Annotated in this window: 13 protein-coding genes; 4 read left to right on the top strand and 9 right to left on the bottom strand. The window is 63.4% G+C overall.

What is annotated here, in order from left to right:
- Nucleotides 1–22: 22 nt before the first annotated feature.
- Both ptsP (F6S08_RS25885) and F6S08_RS25880 read left to right on the top strand, forming a co-directional pair.
- Nucleotides 23–2,536 carry a phosphoenolpyruvate--protein phosphotransferase gene (gene ptsP, locus F6S08_RS25885; protein ID WP_315872517.1) on the top strand — a complete coding sequence of 838 codons (2,514 nt, stop codon included), beginning with the start codon at nt 23–25 and terminating at the stop codon, nt 2,534–2,536.
- Nucleotides 2,537–2,538: 2 nt separating this feature from the next.
- On the top strand, nt 2,539–2,817 hold the full coding sequence (locus tag F6S08_RS25880) for a PTS transporter subunit EIIB (protein ID WP_065947917.1): 279 nt from the start codon (nt 2,539–2,541) through the stop codon (nt 2,815–2,817).
- 302 nt (nt 2,818–3,119) lie between these two features.
- Here F6S08_RS25880 and mltF read toward each other — a convergent pair whose 3' ends face one another.
- Nucleotides 3,120–4,580, bottom strand: coding sequence for a membrane-bound lytic murein transglycosylase MltF (gene mltF / locus F6S08_RS25875; RefSeq protein WP_137212806.1), 1,461 nt, complete (start codon nt 4,578–4,580; stop codon nt 3,120–3,122).
- 286 nt (nt 4,581–4,866) lie between these two features.
- Between mltF and purL the strand changes: the two genes are divergently transcribed.
- Nucleotides 4,867–8,763, top strand: coding sequence for a phosphoribosylformylglycinamidine synthase (gene purL, locus F6S08_RS25870; protein WP_065924848.1), 3,897 nt, complete (start codon nt 4,867–4,869; stop codon nt 8,761–8,763).
- Between the two features lie 4 nt (nt 8,764–8,767).
- The gene (locus tag F6S08_RS25865; RefSeq protein WP_065924847.1) at nt 8,768–9,079 is read left to right on the top strand and encodes an NGG1p interacting factor NIF3; all 312 of its coding nucleotides are present in this window, start codon (nt 8,768–8,770) and stop codon (nt 9,077–9,079) included.
- A gap of 94 nt (nt 9,080–9,173) precedes the next feature.
- Here the strand turns inward: F6S08_RS25865 and F6S08_RS25860 are convergent, their stop codons facing one another.
- The 8 genes from F6S08_RS25860 to F6S08_RS25825 form a co-directional block, all read right to left on the bottom strand.
- Nucleotides 9,174–14,900, bottom strand: a complete 5,727-nt coding sequence (locus F6S08_RS25860) for a membrane-targeted effector domain-containing toxin (protein WP_315872516.1) — start codon at nt 14,898–14,900, stop codon at nt 9,174–9,176.
- An 80-nt stretch (nt 14,901–14,980) separates the two neighbouring features.
- Nucleotides 14,981–16,687: an N-acetylglucosamine-specific PTS transporter subunit IIBC gene (gene nagE / locus F6S08_RS25855; RefSeq protein ID WP_065924845.1), complete on the bottom strand. Its 1,707-nt coding sequence runs from the start codon at nt 16,685–16,687 to the stop codon at nt 14,981–14,983.
- 27 nt (nt 16,688–16,714) lie between these two features.
- Nucleotides 16,715–19,225 carry a phosphoenolpyruvate--protein phosphotransferase gene (gene ptsP / locus F6S08_RS25850; protein ID WP_315872515.1) on the bottom strand — a complete coding sequence of 837 codons (2,511 nt, stop codon included), beginning with the start codon at nt 19,223–19,225 and terminating at the stop codon, nt 16,715–16,717.
- Nucleotides 19,226–19,254: 29 nt separating this feature from the next.
- Complete coding sequence (locus F6S08_RS25845) at nt 19,255–20,277, bottom strand: SIS domain-containing protein (protein ID WP_315872514.1); 1,023 nt, start codon at nt 20,275–20,277, stop codon at nt 19,255–19,257.
- Nucleotides 20,258–21,364 carry an N-acetylglucosamine-6-phosphate deacetylase gene (gene nagA, locus F6S08_RS25840; protein WP_315872513.1) on the bottom strand — a complete coding sequence of 369 codons (1,107 nt, stop codon included), beginning with the start codon at nt 21,362–21,364 and terminating at the stop codon, nt 20,258–20,260. The genes F6S08_RS25845 and nagA overlap by 20 nt, the downstream gene beginning before the upstream one ends.
- A 10-nt stretch (nt 21,365–21,374) precedes the next feature.
- Nucleotides 21,375–22,133 carry a GntR family transcriptional regulator gene (locus F6S08_RS25835; protein WP_065947911.1) on the bottom strand — a complete coding sequence of 253 codons (759 nt, stop codon included), beginning with the start codon at nt 22,131–22,133 and terminating at the stop codon, nt 21,375–21,377.
- A gap of 262 nt (nt 22,134–22,395) precedes the next feature.
- On the bottom strand, nt 22,396–22,899 hold the full coding sequence (locus tag F6S08_RS25830) for a murein L,D-transpeptidase family protein (protein ID WP_027605448.1): 504 nt from the start codon (nt 22,897–22,899) through the stop codon (nt 22,396–22,398).
- 37 nt (nt 22,900–22,936) lie between these two features.
- On the bottom strand, nt 22,937–23,488 hold the full coding sequence (locus F6S08_RS25825) for an NUDIX hydrolase (RefSeq protein WP_065924840.1): 552 nt from the start codon (nt 23,486–23,488) through the stop codon (nt 22,937–22,939).
- Nucleotides 23,489–23,525: the final 37 nt, after the last annotated feature.

Here is a 23,525-nt window from a genome sequence, read left to right as displayed (position 1 = left end):
GAACAAAACAGCAGGTGACGTCATGACCGCAACTCAACCCCTGGAACTGCTGGCGCCCTTGTCCGGCGTGCTGCTGGCACTGGACAAGGTGCCTGACCCGGTGTTCGCCAGCCGCATGATCGGCGACGGCCTGTGCATCGATCCCACCTCGCAGACCCTGTGCGCCCCCCTGGCCGGGGTGATCAGCAATATCCAGGACAGTGGGCATGCGGTCAGCGTCACCGACGACAACGGCGTGCAGGTGCTGATGCATATCGGCCTGGACACCGTGAGCCTGGCCGGCAAGGGCTTCACCCGCCTGGTCGAGGAAGGCCAGCGGGTAGAAGCCGGGCAAGCCTTGATCGAATTCGATGCCGACTATGTGGCACTCCACGCACGCAGTTTGCTGACCTTGATGCTGGTGGTCAGCGGCGAGCCGTTCACGCCGTTGGCAAGCGGCCTGGTGGAACGGGGCCAGCCGGTGTTGCAGGTAGCGCCCGGCAACCGGGTAGAGGAGGCCGATGAGGAGGAGGGCGATGCACGCTTCTCAAAGCCGTTGACCTTACCCAACGCCAACGGTTTACACGCGCGCCCGGCCGCCGTGTTTGCACAAGCCGCGAAAGGTTTTAACGCGAGCATTTACCTGCACAAGCAAACCCAGAGTGCCAACGCCAAGTCGCTGGTGGCGATCATGGCACTGCAAACCGTGCAGGGCGATACCTTGCAAGTGAGTGCGGCCGGTGACGATGCCGAGGCGGCGATCCAAGCTTTGGTCGCGCTGTTGCTTGAAGGCTGCGGCGAGGCCATTGCGGCGCCGGCTGCACAGCTTGAAGCGCCCGTGCCGGTATCGTCGGCGACGCTGCTGCGAGGCGTTTGCGCATCGCCGGGATCGGCGTTTGGCCAGGTGGTCCAGATTGCTGAGCCCGAGCTGAAGGTGACTGAACAGGGCGCTGGCGAGGCGTTCGAGCGCGGCGCTTTGGACCGTGGCTTGCTGGCCGCAACCGAAGCGCTGCAAGCCCTGCAAACCCAGGCGGCAGGCAGTGCCCAGGCGGAGATTTTCCGCGCCCATCAGGAATTGCTCGAAGACCCGACGCTGCTGGAACAAGCCCACGGCCTGCTGGCCGAAGGCAAGAGCGCCGCATTTGCCTGGAACAGCGCCACGGTCGCCACTGCCCAGCTGTTCCAGAACCTGGGCAATGCCCTGTTGGCCGAACGTGCGGCGGACCTCGCGGATGTCGGCCAGCGTGTGCTGAAGCTGATCCTCGGAATTCAAGACCGCGCCTGGGACCTGCCCGACCGCGCGATCCTGGTCGCCGAGCAACTGACGCCTTCGCAAACCGCCAGCCTCGATCCCCAAAAGGTGCTGGGGTTTGTCACCGTCGGCGGCGGGGCGACCAGCCATGTCGCGATACTGGCGCGGGCCCTGGGCCTGCCTGCCATATGCGGGGTCGGGCTTGAAGTGCTGGCGCTGGCCAATGGCAAACAGGTCCTGCTCGATGCCGACAAAGGCGAGTTGCACCTGAACCCCAACCTGGTCGAGATCGAACAGCTGGAAGCTGCGCGTAAGCAGCACGTGCTGCGACGCCAGCGTGACGTGGCGCAGGCGTCAGTGCCTGCGATTACCCGCGACGGCCATCACGTCGAGGTGACCGCCAACGTCGCTTCGTTGCAGGAGGTGGAGCAAGCCCTGGCCCTCGGGGGCGAAGGCGTCGGCCTGCTGCGCTCGGAGTTTTTGTACCTGGATCGCAATCGCGCCCCAAGCGTGGATGAGCAGGCCGCCACCTACAGCGCCATCGCCCGAGCCCTGGGTACCGAGCGCAATCTGGTGGTGCGCACCCTGGACGTCGGCGGCGATAAACCCCTGGCGTATGTGCCGATGGACACTGAAACCAACCCGTTCCTGGGCCTGCGCGGCATACGCCTGTGCCTGGAGCGCCCGGAGCTGTTGCGTGAACAGTTGCGCGCGATCCTCGCCAGTGCCGGGCTGGCACGCCTGCATATCATGTTGCCGATGGTCAGCCTGTTGTCGGAGCTGCACCTGGCGCGCAAGATCCTTGAAGAAGAGGCGCTGGCGCTGGGGCTTGTCGAGCTGCCGAAGCTGGGCATCATGATCGAAGTGCCGTCCGCCGCCTTGATGGCCGACGTGTTTGCGCCCCATGTGGATTTTTTCTCCATCGGCACCAACGACCTGACCCAATACACCCTGGCCATGGACCGTGACCATCCACGGCTGGCCAGCCAGGCCGACAGCTTTCACCCGGCGGTATTGCGCCTGATTGCCACCACCGTCAAGGCCGCTCATGCCCACGGCAAATGGGTGGGCGTCTGCGGCGCGTTGGCGTCGGAAGCGCTGGCCGTGCCGTTGTTGATCGGGTTGGGGGTCGATGAGTTGTCGGTCAGCGTGCCGTTGATCCCGACCATCAAGGCCACCGTGCGCGAGTTGGACCTGGTCGACTGCCAGAGCATCGCCCGCCAGGTGCTGGGCCTGGAAAAAGCCGCCCAAGTGCGCGAGGCCCTGCGCGACTATCAAACAGCCACCGTTGTGCTGGAGAACTGAGCATGTTGGATAAATTGAAGCAGGCGTTCTGGAAGGCCCTGACCCCGGATTTGATCGCCGAGACGGTCGAGGCACCGACGCAGAATCTGTTGTCGCCCGAAGTGCTGAGTGCGTTGGGGGGTGCGGATAACCTCAAGTCGCAACAGCGGGTGGCGCTGACGCGGGTGAGGGTGCAGTTGCAGGATGTGGGACGATTGGATGAGGCGGCGTTGAAAGCAGCGAGTGTGCCGGCGGTGATGGTGTTGCCGGGCGGTGTTGTGCACCTGATCACCGGTTTATAAGACGACGTCGATCAACGTTGAGCCATTTGAATGAGCTGCAGTTCGTGTGTGGTGAGCGGGCCTCTCTGGTGAGCAGGCTTTTTGTGGTGAGCGGGCTTGCCCCGCGCTGGGCTGCGAAGCGGCCCCAATAGGGCCGCCGCGATTTTTCAGGAAAACCGTAGCGCCTGGTTTTGGGGCGGCTTCGCCACCCAGCGCGGGGCAAGCCCGCTCACCACAAAAAGCCCGCTCACCACAAAAGCCCCTTCACTACAAAGGCCCGATCACCGGCCCGCTTACCACAAAGCGCTCTCCCACACGGGTACCTAGAGCTTCGGGTTGTCTTCCGGCGGTTTGGTCTTGTCCACACCCGGCACATGCAGATTACCTTCCACCACCTGGTTACCCTCCAGCTGGGGCTGGGTCACCCAGGTCAGGATGTCGTAGTAGCGCCGGATGTTCGCCACGAAGTGCACCGGTTCGCCGCCTCGGGCGTAGCCGTAGCGGGTCTTGCTGTACCACTGCTTCTGCGACAGGCGCGGCAGCATCTTCTTCACATCCAGCCACTTGTTCGGGTTCAGGCCTTCCTTCTTCGCCAGGATGCGCGCGTCGTCCAGATGGCCGGTGCCGACGTTATAAGCAGCGAGGGCGAACCAGGTGCGGTCGGGCTCGGCGATCTTGTCGTCCAGCTCGTCCTTGATCTTGGCCAGGTACTTGGCGCCGCCCATGATGCTTTGCCTGGCATCCAGGCGGTTGGACACGCCCATGGCCTGGGCGGTGTTCTGGGTCAGCATCATCAGGCCGCGCACGCCGGTCTTTGAGGTGACCGCCGGTTGCCACAGCGATTCCTGATAACCGATAGCCGCAAGCAGGCGCCAATCGACTTTTTCTTCCTTGGCGTAGGCGCGAAAGTGTTTCTCGTATTTGGGCAGCCGCTGCTGCAAATGCTGGGCGAAGGTGTAGGCGCCGACATAGCCGAGTACATCGACGTGCCCGTAATAGCGGTCTTTAAGGCGTTGCAGGGTGCCGTTCTTTTCCACCTTGTCCAGGTAGCTGTTGATCTCGTTGAGCAGGCTGTTGTCGTCGCCGGCCGCCACGGCCCAGCTCTGGTTGCTGGCATTGCCGAGGTCGAACGCCACCCGTACGTTGGGGAAGTACACTTGGTTCATCGCCACTTCGTTGGAGTCCACCAGGGTCAGGTCGATTTGCCCCTCGTCCACCATGCGCAGCAGGTCGACCACCTCGACAGCATCGGATTCTTCGTATTCGATGGCCGGGTTCTGCTTTTTAAGCGCCGCCAGCTGTTCGGCGTGGGTGCTGCCCTTGAGCACCATGATCTTCTTGCCCACCAGGTCCGCCGCGTTCGTCGGGCGTGACTGGCCGTTGCGGTAGATGATCTGCGGGGTGACTTCCAGGTAAGGATGGGAGAAACGCACCTGTTGCTGGCGCTGCTCGCTGCTGACCAGGCCGGCGGCGGCGAGCACCGGGCCGTTGGGTTTGCCCAACTGGCCGAACAGGTCATCGAGGTTGTCGGCGGTCTCTATTTCCAGCTTCACGCCCAGGTCATCGGCAAAACGCTTGACCAGTTCGTATTCGAAACCGGTTTCACCGTTGCGGTCCTGGAAGTAAGTCGCCGGGCTGTTTCGGGTAATCACCCGCAATACGCCATCCTCCTTGATTCGCTCGAGCGTGCTGGGTTTATCAACACAGGCGCTGAGCATCAGGAAGAGTCCGGTGACGATGAGCCATCTGGCGCATCGCGGGCGCAAAGCAGTTGGGGAGAACATCTGCGCAGTATACGCAAACGGCCCACGGCGCCATATCTCGACAGCGGCGGACTTGTCTGCTAGCGCCGCCAAAACTGTGCTGCAACCCGCAGAAACGTGGCTTGGCGCCCGATTGTGACGGTTAAAATAACTGCGCGGAATGCCTTGGATAACGCCCCGATAGCGTGCAAACCGTGCCAACTGACGTTCGGCAGCCGCCAGCGGTGCCGTTTCGGGTGCCGTTGGCGATGGTTTACGCTAGAATGCACGGCCTCAAAGCACACCCCTTCCCGAGGCTGTCCCGAAGATGTTGATCCTGCGCGGCGCTCCTGCCCTTTCTGCCTTTCGCCACAGCAAACTCCTTGAACAACTGAGCCAGAAGGTTCCAGCGGTTACAGGCCTGTATGCTGAATTTGCTCACTTCGCCGACGTTACCGGCGTCTTGACCGCCGACGAACAGCAAGTGCTCGCACGCCTTCTGAAGTACGGCCCAAGCGTTCCCGTTCAAGAGCCGACCGGCCGCTTGTTCCTGGTTCTGCCACGGTTCGGCACCATCTCGCCCTGGTCGAGCAAGGCCAGCGATATCGCCCGCAACTGCGGCCTGGCGAGCATCCAGCGCCTGGAGCGCGGTATTGCCTTCTACGTTGCCGGCCAGTTCAGCGACGCCGAGGCCGAGCTGATCGCCAGCAGCCTGCACGACCGCATGACCCAGATCATCGTCAGCCAGCTGGAACAGGCTGCCGGCCTGTTCAGCCACGCCGAGCCCAAGCCGCTGACCGCGATTGACGTGCTGGGCGGTGGCCGCGCTGCGCTGGAGAAGGCCAACACCGAGCTGGGCCTGGCCCTGGCCGAAGACGAGATCGACTACCTGGTCAACGCCTTCACCGGTCTCAAGCGCAACCCCCACGACATCGAACTGATGATGTTCGCCCAGGCCAACTCCGAGCACTGCCGTCACAAGATCTTCAACGCCAGTTGGGACATCGACGGCGAAAGCCAGGAAAAAAGCCTGTTCGGCATGATCAAGAACACCTACGTGATGCACAGCGAAGGCGTTCTGTCGGCTTATAAGGACAACGCCTCGGTCATCGTCGGCTCGGTTGCCGGCCGCTTCTTCCCGGACCCTGAAACCCGCCAGTACGGCGCGGTGCAGGAGCCGGTGCACATCCTGATGAAGGTCGAGACCCACAACCACCCGACCGCGATTGCCCCGTTCCCGGGCGCGGCCACCGGTTCCGGCGGCGAGATCCGCGACGAAGGTGCCACCGGCCGTGGCGCCAAGCCAAAGGCCGGCCTCACCGGTTTCACCGTGTCCAACCTGCAGATCCCAGGCTTCGAGCAGCCGTGGGAAGTGCCGTACGGCAAGCCTGAGCGCATCGTCACCGCACTCGACATCATGATCGAAGGCCCGCTGGGCGGCGCCGCGTTCAACAACGAATTCGGGCGCCCGGCGCTGACCGGCTACTTCCGTACCTTCGAACAGTCCATCACCACCCCCCGTGGTGATGAAGTGCGCGGTTACCACAAGCCGATCATGTTGGCCGGCGGCATGGGCAACATCCGTGAAGAACACGTCAAGAAAGGCGAGATCCTGGTCGGCTCCAAGCTGATCGTGCTCGGCGGCCCGGCGATGTTGATCGGCCTGGGCGGCGGCGCGGCTTCCTCCATGGCCACCGGCACCAGCTCGGCCGACCTGGACTTCGCTTCCGTACAGCGCGAAAACCCAGAGATGGAACGTCGCTGCCAGGAAGTCATCGACCGTTGCTGGCAGTTGGGTGACAAGAACCCGATCAGCTTCATCCACGACGTCGGCGCCGGTGGTTTGTCCAACGCCTTCCCGGAACTGGTCAACGATGGTGACCGTGGTGGCCGTTTCGAACTGCGCAACATTCCAAACGACGAGCCGGGCATGGCCCCGCACGAAATCTGGAGCAACGAATCCCAGGAACGTTACGTACTGGCGGTCGGCCCTGAAGACTTCGCGCGCTTCCAGGCCATCTGCGAACGCGAGCGTTGCCCGTTTGCCGTGGTCGGCGAAGCCACTGCCGAGCCGCAGTTGACGGTGACCGACAGCCACTTCGGCAACAACCCAGTGGACATGCCACTCGAAGTGCTGCTGGGCAAAGCCCCGCGCATGCACCGTTCGGCGGTGCGTGAAGCCGAGCTGGGCGATGATTTCGACCCAAGCGCCCTGGACCTGGCCGACAGCATCGAACGTGTGCTGCACCACCCGGCCGTGGCGAGCAAAAGCTTCCTGATCACCATCGGCGACCGCACCATCACCGGCCTGGTGGCCCGTGACCAGATGGTCGGCCCATGGCAGGTGCCGGTGGCCGACGTTGCCGTCACCGCTACCAGCTTCGACGTCTACACCGGTGAAGCCATGGCCATGGGCGAGCGTACGCCGCTGGCCCTGCTGGACGCCCCGGCGTCGGGCCGCATGGCCATTGGTGAAACCCTCACCAACATCGCCGCGTCGCGCATCGGCAAGCTGTCCGACATCAAATTGTCGGCCAACTGGATGTCCGCTGCCGGTCACCCAGGTGAAGACGCGCGTCTGTACGACACCGTGAAAGCGGTCGGCATGGAGCTGTGCCCGGAGCTGGGCATCACCATTCCGGTGGGCAAGGACTCCATGTCCATGGCCACCCGTTGGAACGATGAAGGCGTGGACAAGAGCGTCACCTCGCCGCTGTCGCTGATCGTCACCGGCTTTGCGCCGGTCACCGACATCCGCCAGACCCTGACCCCGCAACTGCGCATGGACAAGGGCACCACCGACCTGATCCTGATCGACCTGGGCCGTGGCCAGAACCGCATGGGCGCCTCGATCCTCGCGCAAACCCACGGCAAGCTCGGCAAACAGGCGCCGGACGTGGACGACGCCGAAGACCTGAAAGCCTTCTTCGCCGTGATCCAGGGCCTCAATGCCGACGGCCACCTGCTGGCCTACCACGACCGTTCCGACGGTGGTCTGCTGACCAGCGTGGTCGAGATGGCCTTCGCCGGTCACTGCGGCCTGAACATCGTGCTCGACAGCGTTGCCGAGGACGCCTCTGAAATCAACGGCATCCTCTTCAACGAAGAGTTGGGCGCGGTGATCCAGGTGCGCCAGGACGCCACGCCGGACGTCCTCGCACAATTCAGCGCAGCTGGCCTGGACGACTGCGTGGCGGTGATCGGCCAGCCGATCAACAACGGTGAAATCAACATCTCGTTCAACGGCGACACCGTGTTTGCCGGCCAGCGCCGCTTGCTGCAACGCCAGTGGGCCGAGACCAGCTACCAGATCCAACGCCTGCGTGACAACGCCGACTGCGCCGAGCAGGAATTCGACGTGATCCTGGAAGAAGACAACCCGGGCCTGAGCACCAAGCTCAGCTTCGACGTCAACCAGGACATCGCCGCGCCGTACATCAAGAAAGGCATCCGCCCACAGGTTGCCGTGCTGCGTGAGCAGGGCGTCAACGGCCAGGTGGAAATGGCGGCTGCATTCGACCGCGCCGGCTTCAATGCGATCGACGTGCACATGAGCGACATCCTCGCCGGTCGCGTTGACCTCAATGAGTTCAAGGGCCTGGTGGCCTGCGGTGGTTTCTCCTACGGCGACGTACTGGGTGCCGGTGAAGGCTGGGCCAAGTCGGCGCTGTTCAACAGCCGTGCCCGCGACGCGTTCCAAGGTTTCTTCGAGCGCAACGACAGCTTCACCCTGGGTGTGTGCAACGGTTGCCAGATGATGTCCAACCTCCACGAGCTGATCCCGGGCAGCGAGTTCTGGCCGCACTTCGTGCGTAACCGTTCCGAGCAGTTCGAAGCCCGCGTCGCCATGGTGCAGGTGCAGGAATCCAACTCGATCTTCCTGCAGGGCATGGCCGGTTCGCGCATGCCAATCGCCATCGCCCACGGTGAAGGCCATGCCGAGTTCGAAAGCGAAGAGGCGTTGCTCGAGGCCGATCTGTCCGGCTGCGTGGCCATGCGTTTCGTCGACAACCACGGCAAGGTCACCGAAAGCTACCCGGCCAACCCGAACGGCTCGCCGCGCGGGATCACCGGCCTCACCAGCCGCGACGGTCGCGTGACCATCATGATGCCGCACCCGGAGCGCGTGTTCCGCGCCGTGCAGAACTCCTGGCGCCCGGAAGAATGGAACGAAGACGGTGCCTGGATGCGCATGTTCCGCAACGCCCGCGTGTGGGTGAACTAAGACCGTGTACAAGCTCGCCTTCTTCGTGCCCGACAGCCATGTGGAGACGGTGAAAACCGCCGTCTTCGCTGCTGGCGGCGGACGCATCGGCGACTACGACCGCTGCGCCTGGCAAGTGCTGGGCCAGGGCCAGTTTCGCGCGTTGGACGGCAGCCAGCCGTTTATCGGGCAGGTTGGCCAGGTTGAAGTGGTTGAAGAGTGGAAGGTCGAGTTGGTGGTGGCCGATGAGTGGGTCAAGGCGGTTGTCGCGGCCTTGAAGCTCAGCCACCCCTACGAGACACCGGCGTATGAAGTGTGGCAGTTGGCAGATTTCTGATCGGCTGGCTGTTAAAACAAGAAACCCGCTGGGCCAGTTTGGCCAGCGGGTTTTTTGTTGGCTGTCATGCAATCAGGGCCAGGCCTTCAACGACTCAGGGCGCGGGGGTCAGCCCGACTTCCACCCGCAGTGCACTGATCAAGGTGCTTTCGTAGCTGAAGCGCTTGCCCTGCATCGGTTCCCAGCGGTCGACGTAATACAGGCCGTCAGCATTGACCTTGATGGGCGTCGACACAATTTCCCCGGTGCGCGAACGGTGCAGCACATTGTTCTGCGCCGGTGTTGGGCGTTCGATCAGGAAATGGCCGGGTCTTTTCAGCCGAGACCGGTCGACCGGAACGAACGGCGCTGGTGCCGTTAAGCCTTCCACACCGGCCTCCAGAACTAAGTCGCTACGCAAGGCCCTGGCATCGAGGTCTATGCCTTCGGAAAATGTCTCCCAGGTGCCGGGGCGAATGTTTCGCGCCAACGCGGGGGGCGTGTCCCTGACATGCAGGCTGACGGCACCTTGCAGTTCCGCCAGTCCGGGCACCCCCAGGTTGTTGTTGGTGTGAGTGCTGCCGATGAACGCGACCCACTTGTGTGGCCCATGCGCCGCCTGGTCGGCCTTGATCACATTGGAGGCGAAGTAGCTGAATATTTGATTGCGCGTTACAGACATGTCCCCACCCAGCCCTTTGAGGTGATAACTGGCGGCGCAGTCCAGGGCGCGGACGCGCAAGCCGTGCTTGCCGGCTGCCTGGACGACTTCCGTGTACGTATCGCGGCCTTTGTAGCCGCGCATTTGCCCCTGGTCCAGATAGTTCAGGTAGCGCTTGAGGGTGTCCGGCAGGTGTTGGGTGCGCAGGAAGGCATCCAGCTCTGCCTGATGCAAATCGGTCATCAGGTGTTCTACGTACAGGGTATTGAACCCCTGCGCCTTGAGGTGCCCCATGTGCTCGCGCAACAACCGTTTGCTGGACTCCGCCCGGTGCCCTTCACCGATCACCAGTCCGGTGAACTCGCTGTGACGGATGCTTTCCAGCAGCGCCTCTGGGGTTTTCGGCGAGCCCAGAACCGAAGGGTCGGGCCTGGTGGGCGGCACGTGGCTGGCCATATAGGTTTGTGCCTCGGTGCTCAGGCGTTCCCTGGTGTTCTGGAACGCCTGGAGTGCTTCGCGATGATCGGGGGCCGTCGAGTAGTAACGTGTATTGAGCCCATATCGCGTAGTAGCCTGTTGAGCGATGCTGGCGCGCAACGGCGGCGCGATGTCGTAGTCGCTGAAGTGGTTGGCGACAGCGACTGACGCAGCACCGGATGGCGTTACCGGCTCGGGCGCCGCATAGGCTGTGTGAAGGGTCAGCCGGTAGTCAGCGTGGGCCAGTGGATCGCCGACGATGGCGCCCGGCTCGTCGATCCAGATGCCCACCGGCTGGCCTGGGCCGACATCGTCCACCCGCAAGGCCACCGCGTCGTGCAAGTCGGCCAGGCCCGGCGTTTTATCGAAGGTACGCAGGCGCGAGGAATCCACTAACGCGATCCAGCGAGCGTCGGGCTCGTCGATGGCGTCGGTCTCGATGGTCTTGTGGGAATAGAAGTTCCTGGCCGCGTTATCCCGCGGCGTCGTCGCCGGTGTGTCGCCCATTTGCAGGGCATCCTCCAGTTGATACGAGGTCGAGGCGTCGAGGGCTCTGAGTTTCAAGCCCTTTTTTTGCGCCTGGCGCACCAGGGCGACAAACGAATACTCGGCGTCTTCTGCGAAGCCAAACGCCTGGTCAATCGTCTTCAGGTGGCGTTCGATGTGCTGCCAGGATTTACCGGTGTTGAGCTTCTGCAGTTTTATGCGGAATAAATCGGCAGGCAGGTGCTCGATGTACAGGTACTTGAAGCCTTTGCTCAGCAAGCTGTCCATTTGCGTTATCAGGAGTTCTTTACTGGCGATGGAGCCTGGTGCCGCGCCGATGACCAAGTGCCGGTTTGCGGCCAAGGCATCGCTGGCCAGTAGTTGCGTAAATGAGGCGTCGGCGTCGATGGCCGGGACGTCGGCGCGGGCCGGCAACGGATCAAGGTGTTTGAAGAACGCTTCGGCGTCACTCGTCAAGCGTTCGGCCTGTTGCAAATAAGTGGTGCGCAGGGAGTGCAACTCGCTGGCGACGTGCCCCAGCGCCCCCTCCCGCGAGCCGAACTCCCATTCAGTCCGCTGCACGATGCTGGCCCGCACATCCGGATTGATCGCCAGTTCCAGTTTGCTCGCGTACTTCACCGGTATTTCATAGGGCTTGAGCGGCTCCGGTGTGTCGGGCAGTTTTTCATATTTAGGTGCGCCGCCGGTGATCCCGGTGCGGCTCCAGACGCCTTGCGCATCCGGGGCTGCCACGCGTGTGGTGGAGACCAGTTTGCCACTGGCCGGGTCCAGTCGGTAGAGCAGGTAGCGGCCGATGGGGTCCGGGGTTTTCTTCGCCCACAGCGCTTGGCCATCGAAGAGTACCGCTTGCATGTCTTCCAGGGCCAAGGGCTTGGGTTGCAGAGGCTGGACAAGTTTCAAGGCTTCGCTGGGGACGGCAGTGCGCCTGGCGATCGGGCTCACGGCGGGTCGGGCAAGCTGCCTGAGGGACACTAGGGCCGGGCGCAGATCGGTGAATGCGGCGCCGGCACTGTTGAGCATGTAGCCGATCAAGTGCTCCAGGGCGGCGCCGGTATCGCCCTGCTGGTAAGCGTGCAAGGCCAGCATGCCGTCCTTGAACGCCAGCAGCATGCCCAGGCTCAGGCTGAGGACGGGGAAGGGCGCGGTGGCAATCGCAGTGACCCACTCCACGCAGGTCCACAGAATACCGGTGATCATCTTGAGTCGATTGACCGTGGTGCCTTCAACATCGTCGATCTTGCGCTGCAGCTTCATGTTGTAAAGCGCTTGGCGCAGGTCCGGCAGGGGCACGCGAGTGGCGTCGTAGCGCGCAAGGCTGACGGAGGTCTTGTTCAGGTCCTCGGGTAACTGCGCCTTGGCGTTTTCCAGGAAAGTCCGTACCCGCGTCTGCGACTGGGCCCCTACCCGCAGGGTCAAATAGCCGACCATGCCGGGAATTTTTTTCAGCAGGTAATTGAACTGCCGGGCCTCGCGAAAGCTGATGCCATCCGGTGCGTTGGGGGTGTAGAGCAACGTCGGGAAGCCGCTGTGGCTGAACAGGAAGGTGTCGATGACCCACTCCCCGTCGACCAGCAGTCGATGGATGGCATAGGTGCCGCGCTGGTCGGTGGCGGTACTGCCCATGCTGGCGATACTGCGTTCAAGCCACTCCCAATCGACCCCGGCGATATGCCCTTGCAGGCGGCACTCCAAGGCAGCGTTCTGCATCTGGCGTTGGGTGATGCTCAGGGTTGCATTGCGCCGCAACTCGTAATCCGCGCTGCCGACATTCAATAGGCGGGCCCTGACCTCGTTGATGTAGCGCTGGCCGATCCACACACCGGTGACCGAGCGGGCGACCTTTTCTGCGGTCAGCGGGCTCAGGTCAATGCCGTTGGGACCTTTGAAGCGGGCCGCCCGCGAAAACTTTTCGTCGAGAAAACCCACGCCGTCCGCGTAGCCGTCACGGTACAGCTGGGTGTAGGTCAGCGGTTTCGGCGTCCAGGCGCCGAGCAGTGCCGGCGGCGAGAAGGCCCAGACGGTATCGGGGTCGACATCGTTCTGGTGACGTCCCAGCAGCTCGTTCAGGCGCTTTTTTGCCTGCTCATGCAGAAAGTCGGGGAAGCTGGGGAAGTGCGCATCGGACAGCGCAAAGACGTTGTAGGCATGCAGTGCACCCTCGGCGTCGTCAGCCAGTTTCAAAAGCTTCTGGCGGTTGGCGTTACTGGTGGAGCGGTACCAGTCCGGTGTGCTGAAGGCATAGTCGTCGACCCGTGTCGCCAGCACATGGGCCGACATGGCCTTGAGGCAATGAGCATGGTTGCCGATGTTGCCAAAGCGGACCTCTTTGTATTCCTCGGCATGAGGCTTGAAACTCAGGCCAGTCAAGACCTGCTTCATCGCTGCACGAAAGCGCAAGGCGACCCGCGTGATCAGGTAATCGGTGAGGGTGCCGGGCGGTTGTTTCGAACCGTTGTCCAGGCTCCAGCCAAGGATGTGCTGCTGGCAGGCAACCTCATCGTCGAATGCCTGGAATTGCTGCCGCCCAGGTGCCTCAGGGGTACACAGCAGCAGGCGTATGACCTTGCCGTTGCCGTCGCTCTGGCGCAGCACCCACATATCCTGCAACTGGGCCTCATGCAGAGACAGAGTTGCGGCGCTCAGGCGGGCGTCGGTGCCTTGGCGCAGGGTCTGCACCAATTGGAAGTCGTCTTCACTGAGATGGCCCTCGAGCACGGCGGTATAGGCCAGCGCGTTGATCCTTTGGTCGAGCATCTGTTCGATCGCGAGGCTGGTTTCGGGTTTTGCATGCATCTGTTGTTGCGCAGCGGCGAAGTCGAGGCGCGGTTGCAGGGTGCTAAGCGTCTGTACCAGCCAGGTCACGGTGAGGTCCTTGTATGCCTCTGGCAGTGGCGCCTCTTGATAGGTGAGCGTGGTTTTTTTCAGGAAGTCCGAGCCCGTCTGCTCGTCACCTTCGTGCAGTCCGCGCAGGGTCAGGTCGATCAGGTTGCGGTCGTGTTCGTACTCGCCGATGGGGGAGACGTAGCGACGGGTATTGATCACCAGGCGTTCCGGTTCCAGGTCGTGGATATCCAGGTCTTCGCTCAGCCGCTCCAGCAGTTGATAGCGGGCCAGTGTTGCAGGCGTGGTGACCGGGCCCAGCAGTTCAAGCAGGTGTTGGCGGGCGGTGTTGTAGTCTGCCAGGTGCCTGGCCAATTCGGCCCGGCGGGTTTCGCTGGCGCTCCGGTACCAGTCCGGGGCGCTCTGGCGCAGGTAGCGCTCCAGCACGCGCTGGGCACGCCATGCCAGGCGTGCGGCCAGGTCGGGCAGGGACGCGACGATGGCGTGGTCCAGTGCGCTGATCAGCGTGTCCACGGCCTGCTCGGGGTTGTTCACCAGGCTCAGGGCATGGTCAATGTCTGCGTTGCGCTTATCGATCAGGGCGTTGTAGGTGTGTTCGAACAGCGGCCGGTCATTGATGGGCGTCAGTGCCAGCGGCCAGATCGCGCCGGGGCTGATGTGGTGGTAGCGCACCGGCAGCAGGTGCATGAAGTCGCGGCGTTGCGCGGCGTCGTCCATGCCGCGCAGCAAATGCGCGTTCAGTTGAGGCAGGGAGCCAAAGGTTTCAATCCCGCGCGTGGGGGTGAACAGCATCACTTCGCCCACGGCCGGCATGGAGGAAAGGTCGGTGACGACCGGGCTGGTGCGTTCGGTCAGGACAAAGGCCCCGGCCAGTTCGATGGTTTGTGCTTGATAGTCCAGGGTCAACGCATAGAAACCAGGCCGCAGTGTGCTGCCCAGCGGCACACGCTCCAGCATGGCCTGTTGTTGCGGGTGCAGCAGACGGTCCTGGGCGCTCAGGGCGGTTTCGTTGGCAAGTGCAGTGAAACCCGCTTCAAAGGTCATGAAGGATTTACGCGGTTTTCCGTCGATCTGCTCGTAGCGGTCGAGGTGTTCCAGATGGGTGTTGAGTGTGGCCTTGAGCGTGACCAGTTGTTGGGGCAGGTCAGCCTGTTTCAGCGATTGGTAAAGCGTTCGGCTCTTGTGCAGGAACTGTTGCCGGTAGCTCGCCAGGATTGCGTTGGTTTTTTCCAGATAGGCCTGTTCGGCTGAGGGTTTGTGTTCTGGCAACAGCGGTGCTTCGACATTGAGCAGGTGATGACCGATCTGATTGAGGTTGCTTTCGATGCCTTCAAAGACCTGGGATGGTGTGTTCACAGGCGCGCTCTCCATGCTGATGATAGGAACCTCAGCATGGAGCGCTGCACCGTTGGCAAGGCGGTAGATAAGTAGCGATGTCAGGCGCTGGTGTGCACCGGATCACGGTTGGCCAGGGCCTTGAGCGCGCTGCTCAAGCCCTGGGCCGATTCACCCACCAGCAAGTGCCAGATGCCGTCGTCGAGCTGGCGGATTCCCTGGCAACCCAGGGCTGTGAGCTGCTGCTCGGACAGCGCTTGGTCATCAGCCAGCTTCAAGCGAATGCGGCTCATGGCCACGCACTCCAACTGCAACACATTACGCGCACCGCCCAGTGCATTCAGCCATTGTTCGGCGTGTGGCGGGGTGACAGCGCCGGCCTCGGGTTGAGCGGGGGCCGAGGGCGACGATGGCTGGCCGGACGTGGGCATGGCCAAGCGAATCTCGTCGGCAATGCTGTCCGCCAGCGGGCCCACCACCACCTGCAAGCTGCCGCCGTTACCGGGGCGCACCACGGCCATCGCGCCCAGGGCTTTGAGCTCTGCATCCACGGCCTTGTTGCGATCGACCATGTCCAGGCGCAGGCGTGTGGTGCACGCGCCGACACTCAGCAGGTTGTCAGCGCCGCCCAGCGCACGGATGTAGGCGCTGGCCCGTTGGTGGTCGGTCATGACTTCGGTCGGGGCGGCCTGGATATCTTCCCGGCCCGGTGTCTTGAGGTTGAAGCGACGGATGCAGTAGCTGAACACGCTGTAGTAGATCACGGCATAGGCCAGGCCCACCGGCACCATCAGCCAGCCATTGGTGGACTTGCCCCAGCCCAGCACCATGTCGATAAACCCACCGGAGAAGGTAAAGCCCAGGTGGATGTTCAGCAAATTGGTGACGGCCATCGACAGGCCTGTGAGCAGCGCGTGCAGCAGGTAAAGGAACGGCGCGAGGAACATGAACGCGAATTCGATGGGTTCGGTCACGCCGGTCAGGAAGGAGGTCAGCGCCATCGACAGGAAGATCCCGCCCATGACTTTGCGCCGCTCCGGCAGGGCGTTGCGGTACATCGCCAGGCAGGCAGCGGGCAGGCCGAACAGCATCACCGGGAACATCCCCGTCATGAACTGGCCGCCCTTGGGGTCGCCGGCGAAGTAGCGGGTCAGGTCGCCAGTGACCACCGCACCGGTCAGCGGGTCGGTGAAACTGCCGAACACAAACCACGCCATGTTGTTGAGGATATGGTGCAGGCCGGTGACGATCAGCAGGCGGTTGAACACGCCAAACACGAACGCGCCGAGGCTGCCGCTTTCCATCAGCAATACGCCGAAGCTGTTGATCCCGTGCTGGATCGGCGGCCAGATCAAGCCAAAAATCACCCCCAGCGCCACCGCTGAAAACCCGGTGACAATCGGCACAAACCGCCGCCCGCCGAAAAACGCCAGGTACTCCGGCAGCTTGATGTCCTTGAAGCGGTTATACAGCGCACCGGCCATCAAGCCGCTGGCGATACCGGCGAGCATGCCCATGTTGATGGTAGTGTCCATCACCTTGAGCGTGGAGATCATCACCAGGTAACCAATTGCCCCGGCCAGGCCAGCGGTGCCGTTATTGTCACGGGCAAAACCCACGGCAATACCGATGGCGAAGATCAGCGCCAGGTTGGCGAAGATCGCCTGCCCGGCATCGTGCATCACCGCGATGTTGAGCAAGTCGGTGTCGCCCAGGCGCAGCAAGAGACCGGCGATCGGCAAGATCGCGATCGGCAGCATCAGCGCACGGCCCAGGCGTTGCAGGCCTTCAATAAAGTGTTGGTACATGGCGTGTCTCCTTTTTTCTTGTTGTTGTCAGCTCAGCGGCCAGTGGTGTTGACAGGCTTGGCGAACCGCCCTGGCGCTGCTCAGGTCGAGCAGGCCGAGGCTCAGTTGCCGGCATTGCGCCGCGTCCAGGTGGCGGACGCGGTCCTTGATTTCGCCGATCTGCGGCGGGCTGACCGACAGCTCGCTGACCCCCAGGCCGACCAGCACCGGCGTGGCCAGCGGGTCGCTGGCCAAGGCCCCGCAGACACCGACCCAGCGGCCATGCCTGGCCGCGCCGGCGCAGGTCTGGGCGATCAGCCGCAGCAATGCCGGATGCAGCGCATCGACCCGCGCAGCCAGGCCGGCGTGGTCGCGGTCCATCGCCAGGGTGTACTGGGACAGGTCATTGGTGCCGATGGATAAGAAGTCCGCGTGCTCGGCCAACTGCTCGGCCATCAGCGCGGCGGCGGGCACTTCGATCATCACCCCCAGCTCCGGGCGCTGGGTCAGTTCCAGCTCGGCGCACAATTGATCCAGGCGTTGGCGAATGTGCAGCAGTTCGTCGACTTCGCTGACCATCGGCAGCAGGATGCGGCAGCGCTCCAAGGGGCACACTTGCAGCAGCGCACGCAGTTGCTGATCCAGCAGCTGCGGGCGTACCTGCGCCAGGCGAATACCGCGCAGGCCCAAGACCGGGTTGGCCTCGACGGGCAGCGGCAGGTAGTCGAGTTGTTTGTCGCCGCCCACATCGATGGTGCGGATGATCACCGACTTGTCGCCCATAGCATCCATCACAGCTTGATAGGCTTGGCGCTGCTCCTGTTCATCCGGCGCCGTGCGGCGGTCGACGAAGAGGAATTCGGTGCGCAGCAGGCCGACACCGTCAGCGCCATTTTCAAAGGCCACCTGGGCCTCGGCGCTGGAGGCGACATTGGCGGCCACTTCGATGTTCACGCCATCGCGGGTTTGCGCCGGTTGTTGGGCCTGGGCCTGTTGCTGCCGGCGACGCAGTATCTGCGCGTCGCGGATCCGGTGGACTTCGGCATGACGCGCCTCGCTGGGGGCCAGTTCCAGGCGGCCGTTGCCGGCGTCGAGCACCACGCGCTGGCCGTGCGGCACATCGAGCACCTCAGTGCCCAACGCGACGACACATGGCAAGCCTTTGCCCCGCGCCAGGATGGCGACATGGGACGTGGCGCCACCTTCGGCCATGCAGATCCCGGCAGCCTGTTGCGCGCTCAGTTGCAGCAAATCCGAAGGGGTCAGTTCATGGGCGCTGACAATCGCTCCCGCAGGCAATTCGAAATGCCAGGCTTCACCCAACAGTGCGCGCAGGACCCGTTGTTGCAGGTCGCGCAGGTCGTTGGCGCGTTCGGCGAACAGCGGCTTGCCCAGGGCCAGCAATACCGCGCACTGCGCCTGGATCGCATCACGCCAGGCATGGGTGGCGGCGCTGCCGTGTTCGATAGCTTCGGTGGCGGCGTCCAGCAGGGCGGGGTCTTCGAGCAGGGCCAGGTGGGCGGCGAAGATCTCTTCTTCTTCGACGGCCTTGCGTTGGCGAGCCTGGTCCAGGGTGCTGCGGATTTCACCGCGCACCTGCTCCAGGGCTGCGTCCAGGCGTTGCAGTTGTTCGTCAGTGACGTGATGGCCGGGGTCCGACGGCAACTCGATACCCGCCAGCCGAAACAACGGCCCGCAGACCAGTCCCGGTGCCGCGCACACGCCCTGCAACACATCAACTTCCGTGGTTGCCCGGCGCGGCATGGCGACGACCGGTGCGTGGGGTTCAGCCTTGACGGCGGCGGACAAGGCCGCGACCAGCGCCTGCAGCGCGGCTTCGGCGTCCTTGCCGCGACAGGTCACGCGCACCTCGTCGCCTTCGCCAATGCCCAGCCCCATCAGACCGATCAGGCTGTCGCAGGCGGCCGACCTTGCGCCGAAGTGCACCTGCGCCTGGCTGCTGAAACCCTGGGCGGTCTTGCGAATCAACGCCGCCGGTCGTGCGTGCAGGCCGCCACGGTGCATCACGTGCACGCTGGCGCTGGCTTCGGCGACGGCGTAATCCACAGCCGTTTGCTGCGCTGCGTTCGCACGCGGCACAACCTGCACCAAGGGGTCGCCCTGCTTGACGGTTTTCGCGGCCAGCGGGCGCAGTTCAAAATGTTCGCCATTGGTGAGGATGATCAGGCTGACCAGGCTTTTGCACTGGCGGGCGATACGGTCCAGGTCAAAGCGCACCAGCGCCTGGCCATTGCTGACCCGGGCGCCTTCCTTGACCAGCAGGGCAAACCCTTCGCCGTTCAATTCGACCGTGTCGATGCCGATGTGCAGCAACACTTCGGCGCCGTTGTCGGCGCGTATCGTCAAGGCGTGGCCGGTGCGGGCGACGTGGATGACCACGCCATCGCACGGCGCATGCAGGCAATCGTTGAGCGGGTCGATCGCCATGCCGTCGCCCAGGGCGCCGCTGGCGAACACGTCGTCAGGCACGTTGCCCAGGGCCAGTAACGGCCCGCTGAGGGGGGCGTTGAGGGTCAGTTCATTATTGTTGTTGGGCATGGGCACGGTACTCATCAGGAAAGCGCGACTCAGTGAGTGCGGGTAACTTTGCTCAGGTGGCGCGGCTGGTCCGGGTCCATGCCTCGGGCGACGGACAGGCCGGCCGCCATGACATAGAAACTCTGGATCGCCAGGATCGGGTCCAGGCTCGGGTGTTCGGCGCGGCTCAGGGTCAAGTCGCGTTCGGCGATATCGTCCGGTGCTGCGAGCAGCACGCGGGCACCGCGTTGGCGCATATCGGCGGCCAGGCTCAACAGGCCGGCTTGCTCGGCACCCCGTGGTGCGAAGACCAGCAGCGGGTAGTCCGCGCCGATCAAGGCCATCGGCCCGTGGCGTACCTCGGCGCTGCTGAAGGCTTCGGCCTGGATCGCCGAGGTTTCCTTGAGCTTGAGCGCCGCTTCCTGGGCGATGGCAAACCCGGCGCCACGGCCGATCACCATCAGTTGCTGGCAGCCGCGCAGCGCCTCGATGGCGGGCGTCCAGTCCTGCCCGGCGGCTTCACGCAGGCCTTCGGGCAGGGCCTGGCAGGCTTGCAGCAAGTCGGGCTCCTGGTTCCAGTGGCCGATCAACTGCGCGCTGGCGCTGAGGGTGGCGATAAAGCTCTTGGTCGCGGCCACGCTGAGTTCCGGCCCGGCGCACAGGGGTACATGGAATTCGCAGGCGGCTTCCAGCGGCGAGTCTTCGGCGTTGACCAGCGAGATGCTCAAGGCGCCACGCTTGCGCAGCAGGCGCAAGCTGTTGACCAGGTCCGGGCTTTGCCCCGACTGGGAGAAACCGAACGCTACCTGGCCGCTGACTTTCATGGGTGCTTGCAACAAGGTCACCACCGACATCGGCAACGACGCCACCGGGATGCCGACATGCTGCATGGCCAGGTAGGCGAAGTAGCTGGCGGCGTGGTCCGAGCTGCCCCGCGCAATGGTCATCGCCACCTGCGGCGGCTGGCGGCGCAGGCGACCGGCGACTTCCTCCAGCAGTGGGTCCAGGCGTTGCAGTTGTGCCGCGACGGCGTCACAGGAGGCCAAGGCCTCTTCAAGCATTTTTGAAGACAATGGTTTCTCCTTCGACCATGACGTCGGTGAGGTGCAGGGAGCGGTCCAGGCGTACGCAGTCGGCAAAGCTGCCCGGTTGCAGGCGGCCGCGTTCTTCCAGGCCCAGGTAATCCGCCGGAAATTGCGACAGGCGTTGTGAGGCTTCGCTGATCGGCAGGCCGATCTTCACCAGGTTGCGCAGCGCCTGGTCCATGGTCAGCGTACTGCCGGCCAGGGTGCCGTCGGCCAGGCGTACACCGCCCAGGCATTTGGTCACGGTGTGGCTACCCAGCTTGTATTCGCCGTCGGGCATGCCGGCGGCGGCGGTGGAATCGGTGACGCAATACAGGCACGGGATCGCCCGCAGGGCTACGCGCATGGCACCGGGGTGCACATGCAGCAGGTCCGGAATCAATTCTGCGTACTTGGCGTGGGCCAGCGCGGCGCCGACGATGCCCGGCTCACGGTGATGCAACGGGCTCATGGCGTTGTACAAATGGGTAAAGCTGGTGGCGCCGGCGGCGAGGGCGGCGACGCCTTCTTCATAGCTGCCCAGGGTGTGGCCGATCTGCATGCGCACGCCGCGTTCGCTGAGGGTGCGGATCAACGCATCGTGGCCGGCGATTTCCGGCGCGATGGTGATCACGCGGATCGGCGCCAGGCGCAGGTAGGTTTCCACTTCCGCCATCAAGGCGGTGTGGGCGAAGTTGGGCTGCGCGCCGAGTTTTCCCGGGTTGATGTAGGGGCCTTCCAGGTGCACGCCGAGTACCCGGGCGCTGCCCGTAGGACGCTGCTCGCAGAAGCGCCCGAGTTGGCCGAGCACGCTGGAGATTTCATCCACCGGCGCGGTCATGGTGGTGGCCAACAGCGACGTCGTACCAAAACGCACATGGGTGCGGGTGATGGTCTCGAAAGCGTCGGCGCCTTCCATGATGTCTTTACCGCCGCCGCCGTGGACGTGCAGGTCGATAAAACCCGGCAGCAGGTAGGGCAAGTCGTTTTCAGCCGGGTCGCAAGGTTCGCCCTCGATGGCGATGACCTTGCCGTGCTGGTGCACCAGGCGGCCGCGCATCCAGCCGTGGGGCGTGAGGATATTGTCTTCGGACATGGGCAGTTCTCTAAGGCCGCAACTCGGCGGCAAAGTCGTAGCGGCGCAGTTCTGCGACGAAGTCGTAGTAGTCGTTGCGGCAGTAGGTGTCGGTGATTTCGATCGGCGTGTTGTCGGCGGTGTAGCCCACGCGAGTCATCAACAGCATGGCGGTGCCGGGGGCGATGCCCACCAGTCTGGCGAACTCGTCCGAGGCATTGATCGCCTGGATGTGTTGCAGGGCGCGCACGATGGGCTTGCCGATGCTTTCGAGGTATTCGTACAACGAATTGCCGATGGCTTGCGGCTGCGGCAGCACCGAGGCGGGCATGGCGGTCATCTCGATGGCCATCACTGTGTCATCGGCTTTGCGCAGGCGTTTGAGGCGCGCCACTTTGTCGGTGGGCGACAGGCACAGGCGGATCAGCTCTTCGTGGGTCGGCGGCGTGATGTCGCGCTCCAGCCATTGGGAGCTGGGCACGAAGCCTTTGAGGCGCAACATTTCGCTGAAGCCCGACAGGCGTGACAGCGGCTGCTCCAGGCGTGGCGTGATAAAGGTGCCGGAACCCTGGCTGCGGCGGATCAGGCCTTGGGCGAACAACACTTCCAGCGCTTTACGGGCGGTCACCCGCGAAATGCTCAGCTGTTCGCTGAGGGCGCGCTCCGAGGGCAGGGCCTGTTCGGATTTCCACTGGCCGGCATGGATCGCCGCTTCCAGGTTGCGGGCCAATTGCAGGTACAGCGGCGTGGATTGTTTGTCGTCGGGACGCAGCGTCAGGATGGGGTTCATCTATGAGGTTTCCGATGCGGTTATTGGAGTGTTGTCGCCCGGTATTGGCCGGAAGCTAATACCACTTAAATACCATGTCAATGCTGCCAAAACGGTGCGAGTACCGGTTTCAGGGCGCCTTAATGGTGCCCGGTATCAAGTGGTATTAGAGAGGTCTTTATCGCGCGCAGAAGTGCGCAGCCCGCGCGGTGAACTGGTATTCACCGGCAGGCGTGGGAGGGGGAGGGAAATATTTTTAATTAAATTACGAACGGTCGAAGATTTACGGGCGGATCTCGATCAGCGTGCCGTCCTTGACCAGGTTCCAGACTTCGCGCATGTCGACGTTGCGCATGCCGATGCAGCCGTCGGTCCAGTCCAGGGTGTGGAACCACTGCTCCGGGTACTCTTCGGTGTCGGGCGTGCCGTGGATCATGATCATGCTGCCGGGCTTCACCCCTTCGCGGCGGGCGCGGGCGGCATCGCTGATATTCGGGTAGGAGATGTGCATGGACAGGTAGTAGCGGTCGCTGGTCTTGCGCCAGTCGATCCAGTACAGGCCTTCCGGGGTGCGGCGGTCGCCCTCGATCAGCTTGTGGCCCTTGGGGTTTTTGCCCAGGGAAATCCGATAGGTCTTGAGGGGCTTGCCGTCGTTGATCAACTGCAATTGGTGGGCGGACTTGAGCACCAGGACTTTTTCGACCGTCTTGCCGCCCAGGGTTTCCACGGTAGAGGCCGGCGAAAGCGTGGCGAACGACAGGCAGATCAGAGCAAGCAACCAACGCATTAAAACGGTATCCCTGTGGCGACGAGCTGCCGAATGGTTATTGGGCGGGCTTTGAAGAAAGAGGTGGCACGGCTTCGCTGCGCACCGGGAAGGACTGCTGGCGGCGGTCGGCGAAAAAGTATTCTAGGGTACGCCCGACCGTGCGGAAAGCCAGCTCGGACCAAGGGATGTCCGCCTCGTCGAACAGCTGCACTTCGAGGCTTTCGGGGCCGGCGGCGAAGTCCAGGTCGACCAGTTCGGCGCGGTAGAAGATATGCACCTGGCTGATATGCGGCACGTCGATCAGCGTATAGATCGCCAGGTTGCGCACGCGGGCGCAGGCTTCCTCCAGGGTTTCGCGCGTGGCGGCCTGTTCGACGGTCTCGCCGTTTTCCATAAAACCGGCGGGCAGGGTCCAGTAACCCAGGCGCGGCTCGATGGCACGACGGCACAGCAGCACTTTATCGCCCCACACTGGCACGGTACCGGCGACGATATTGGGGTTCTGATAGTGGATGGTGGAGCAGTGATCACACACAAAACGCAGGCGCCCGTCGCCTTCGGGAATGCGTTGGGTCACCGGTTTACCGCACTGGCTACAGAAATTCATGCTGGGGTTCCTGGAAAGTGCGCCTATCTTGGCGTGG

The sequence above is a fragment of the Pseudomonas sp. JV449 genome (genome assembly GCF_032424295.1).
GTDB lineage: Bacteria > Pseudomonadota > Gammaproteobacteria > Pseudomonadales > Pseudomonadaceae > Aquipseudomonas > Aquipseudomonas marginalis.
This window is presented reverse-complemented; position numbering and strand designations above follow the sequence as displayed.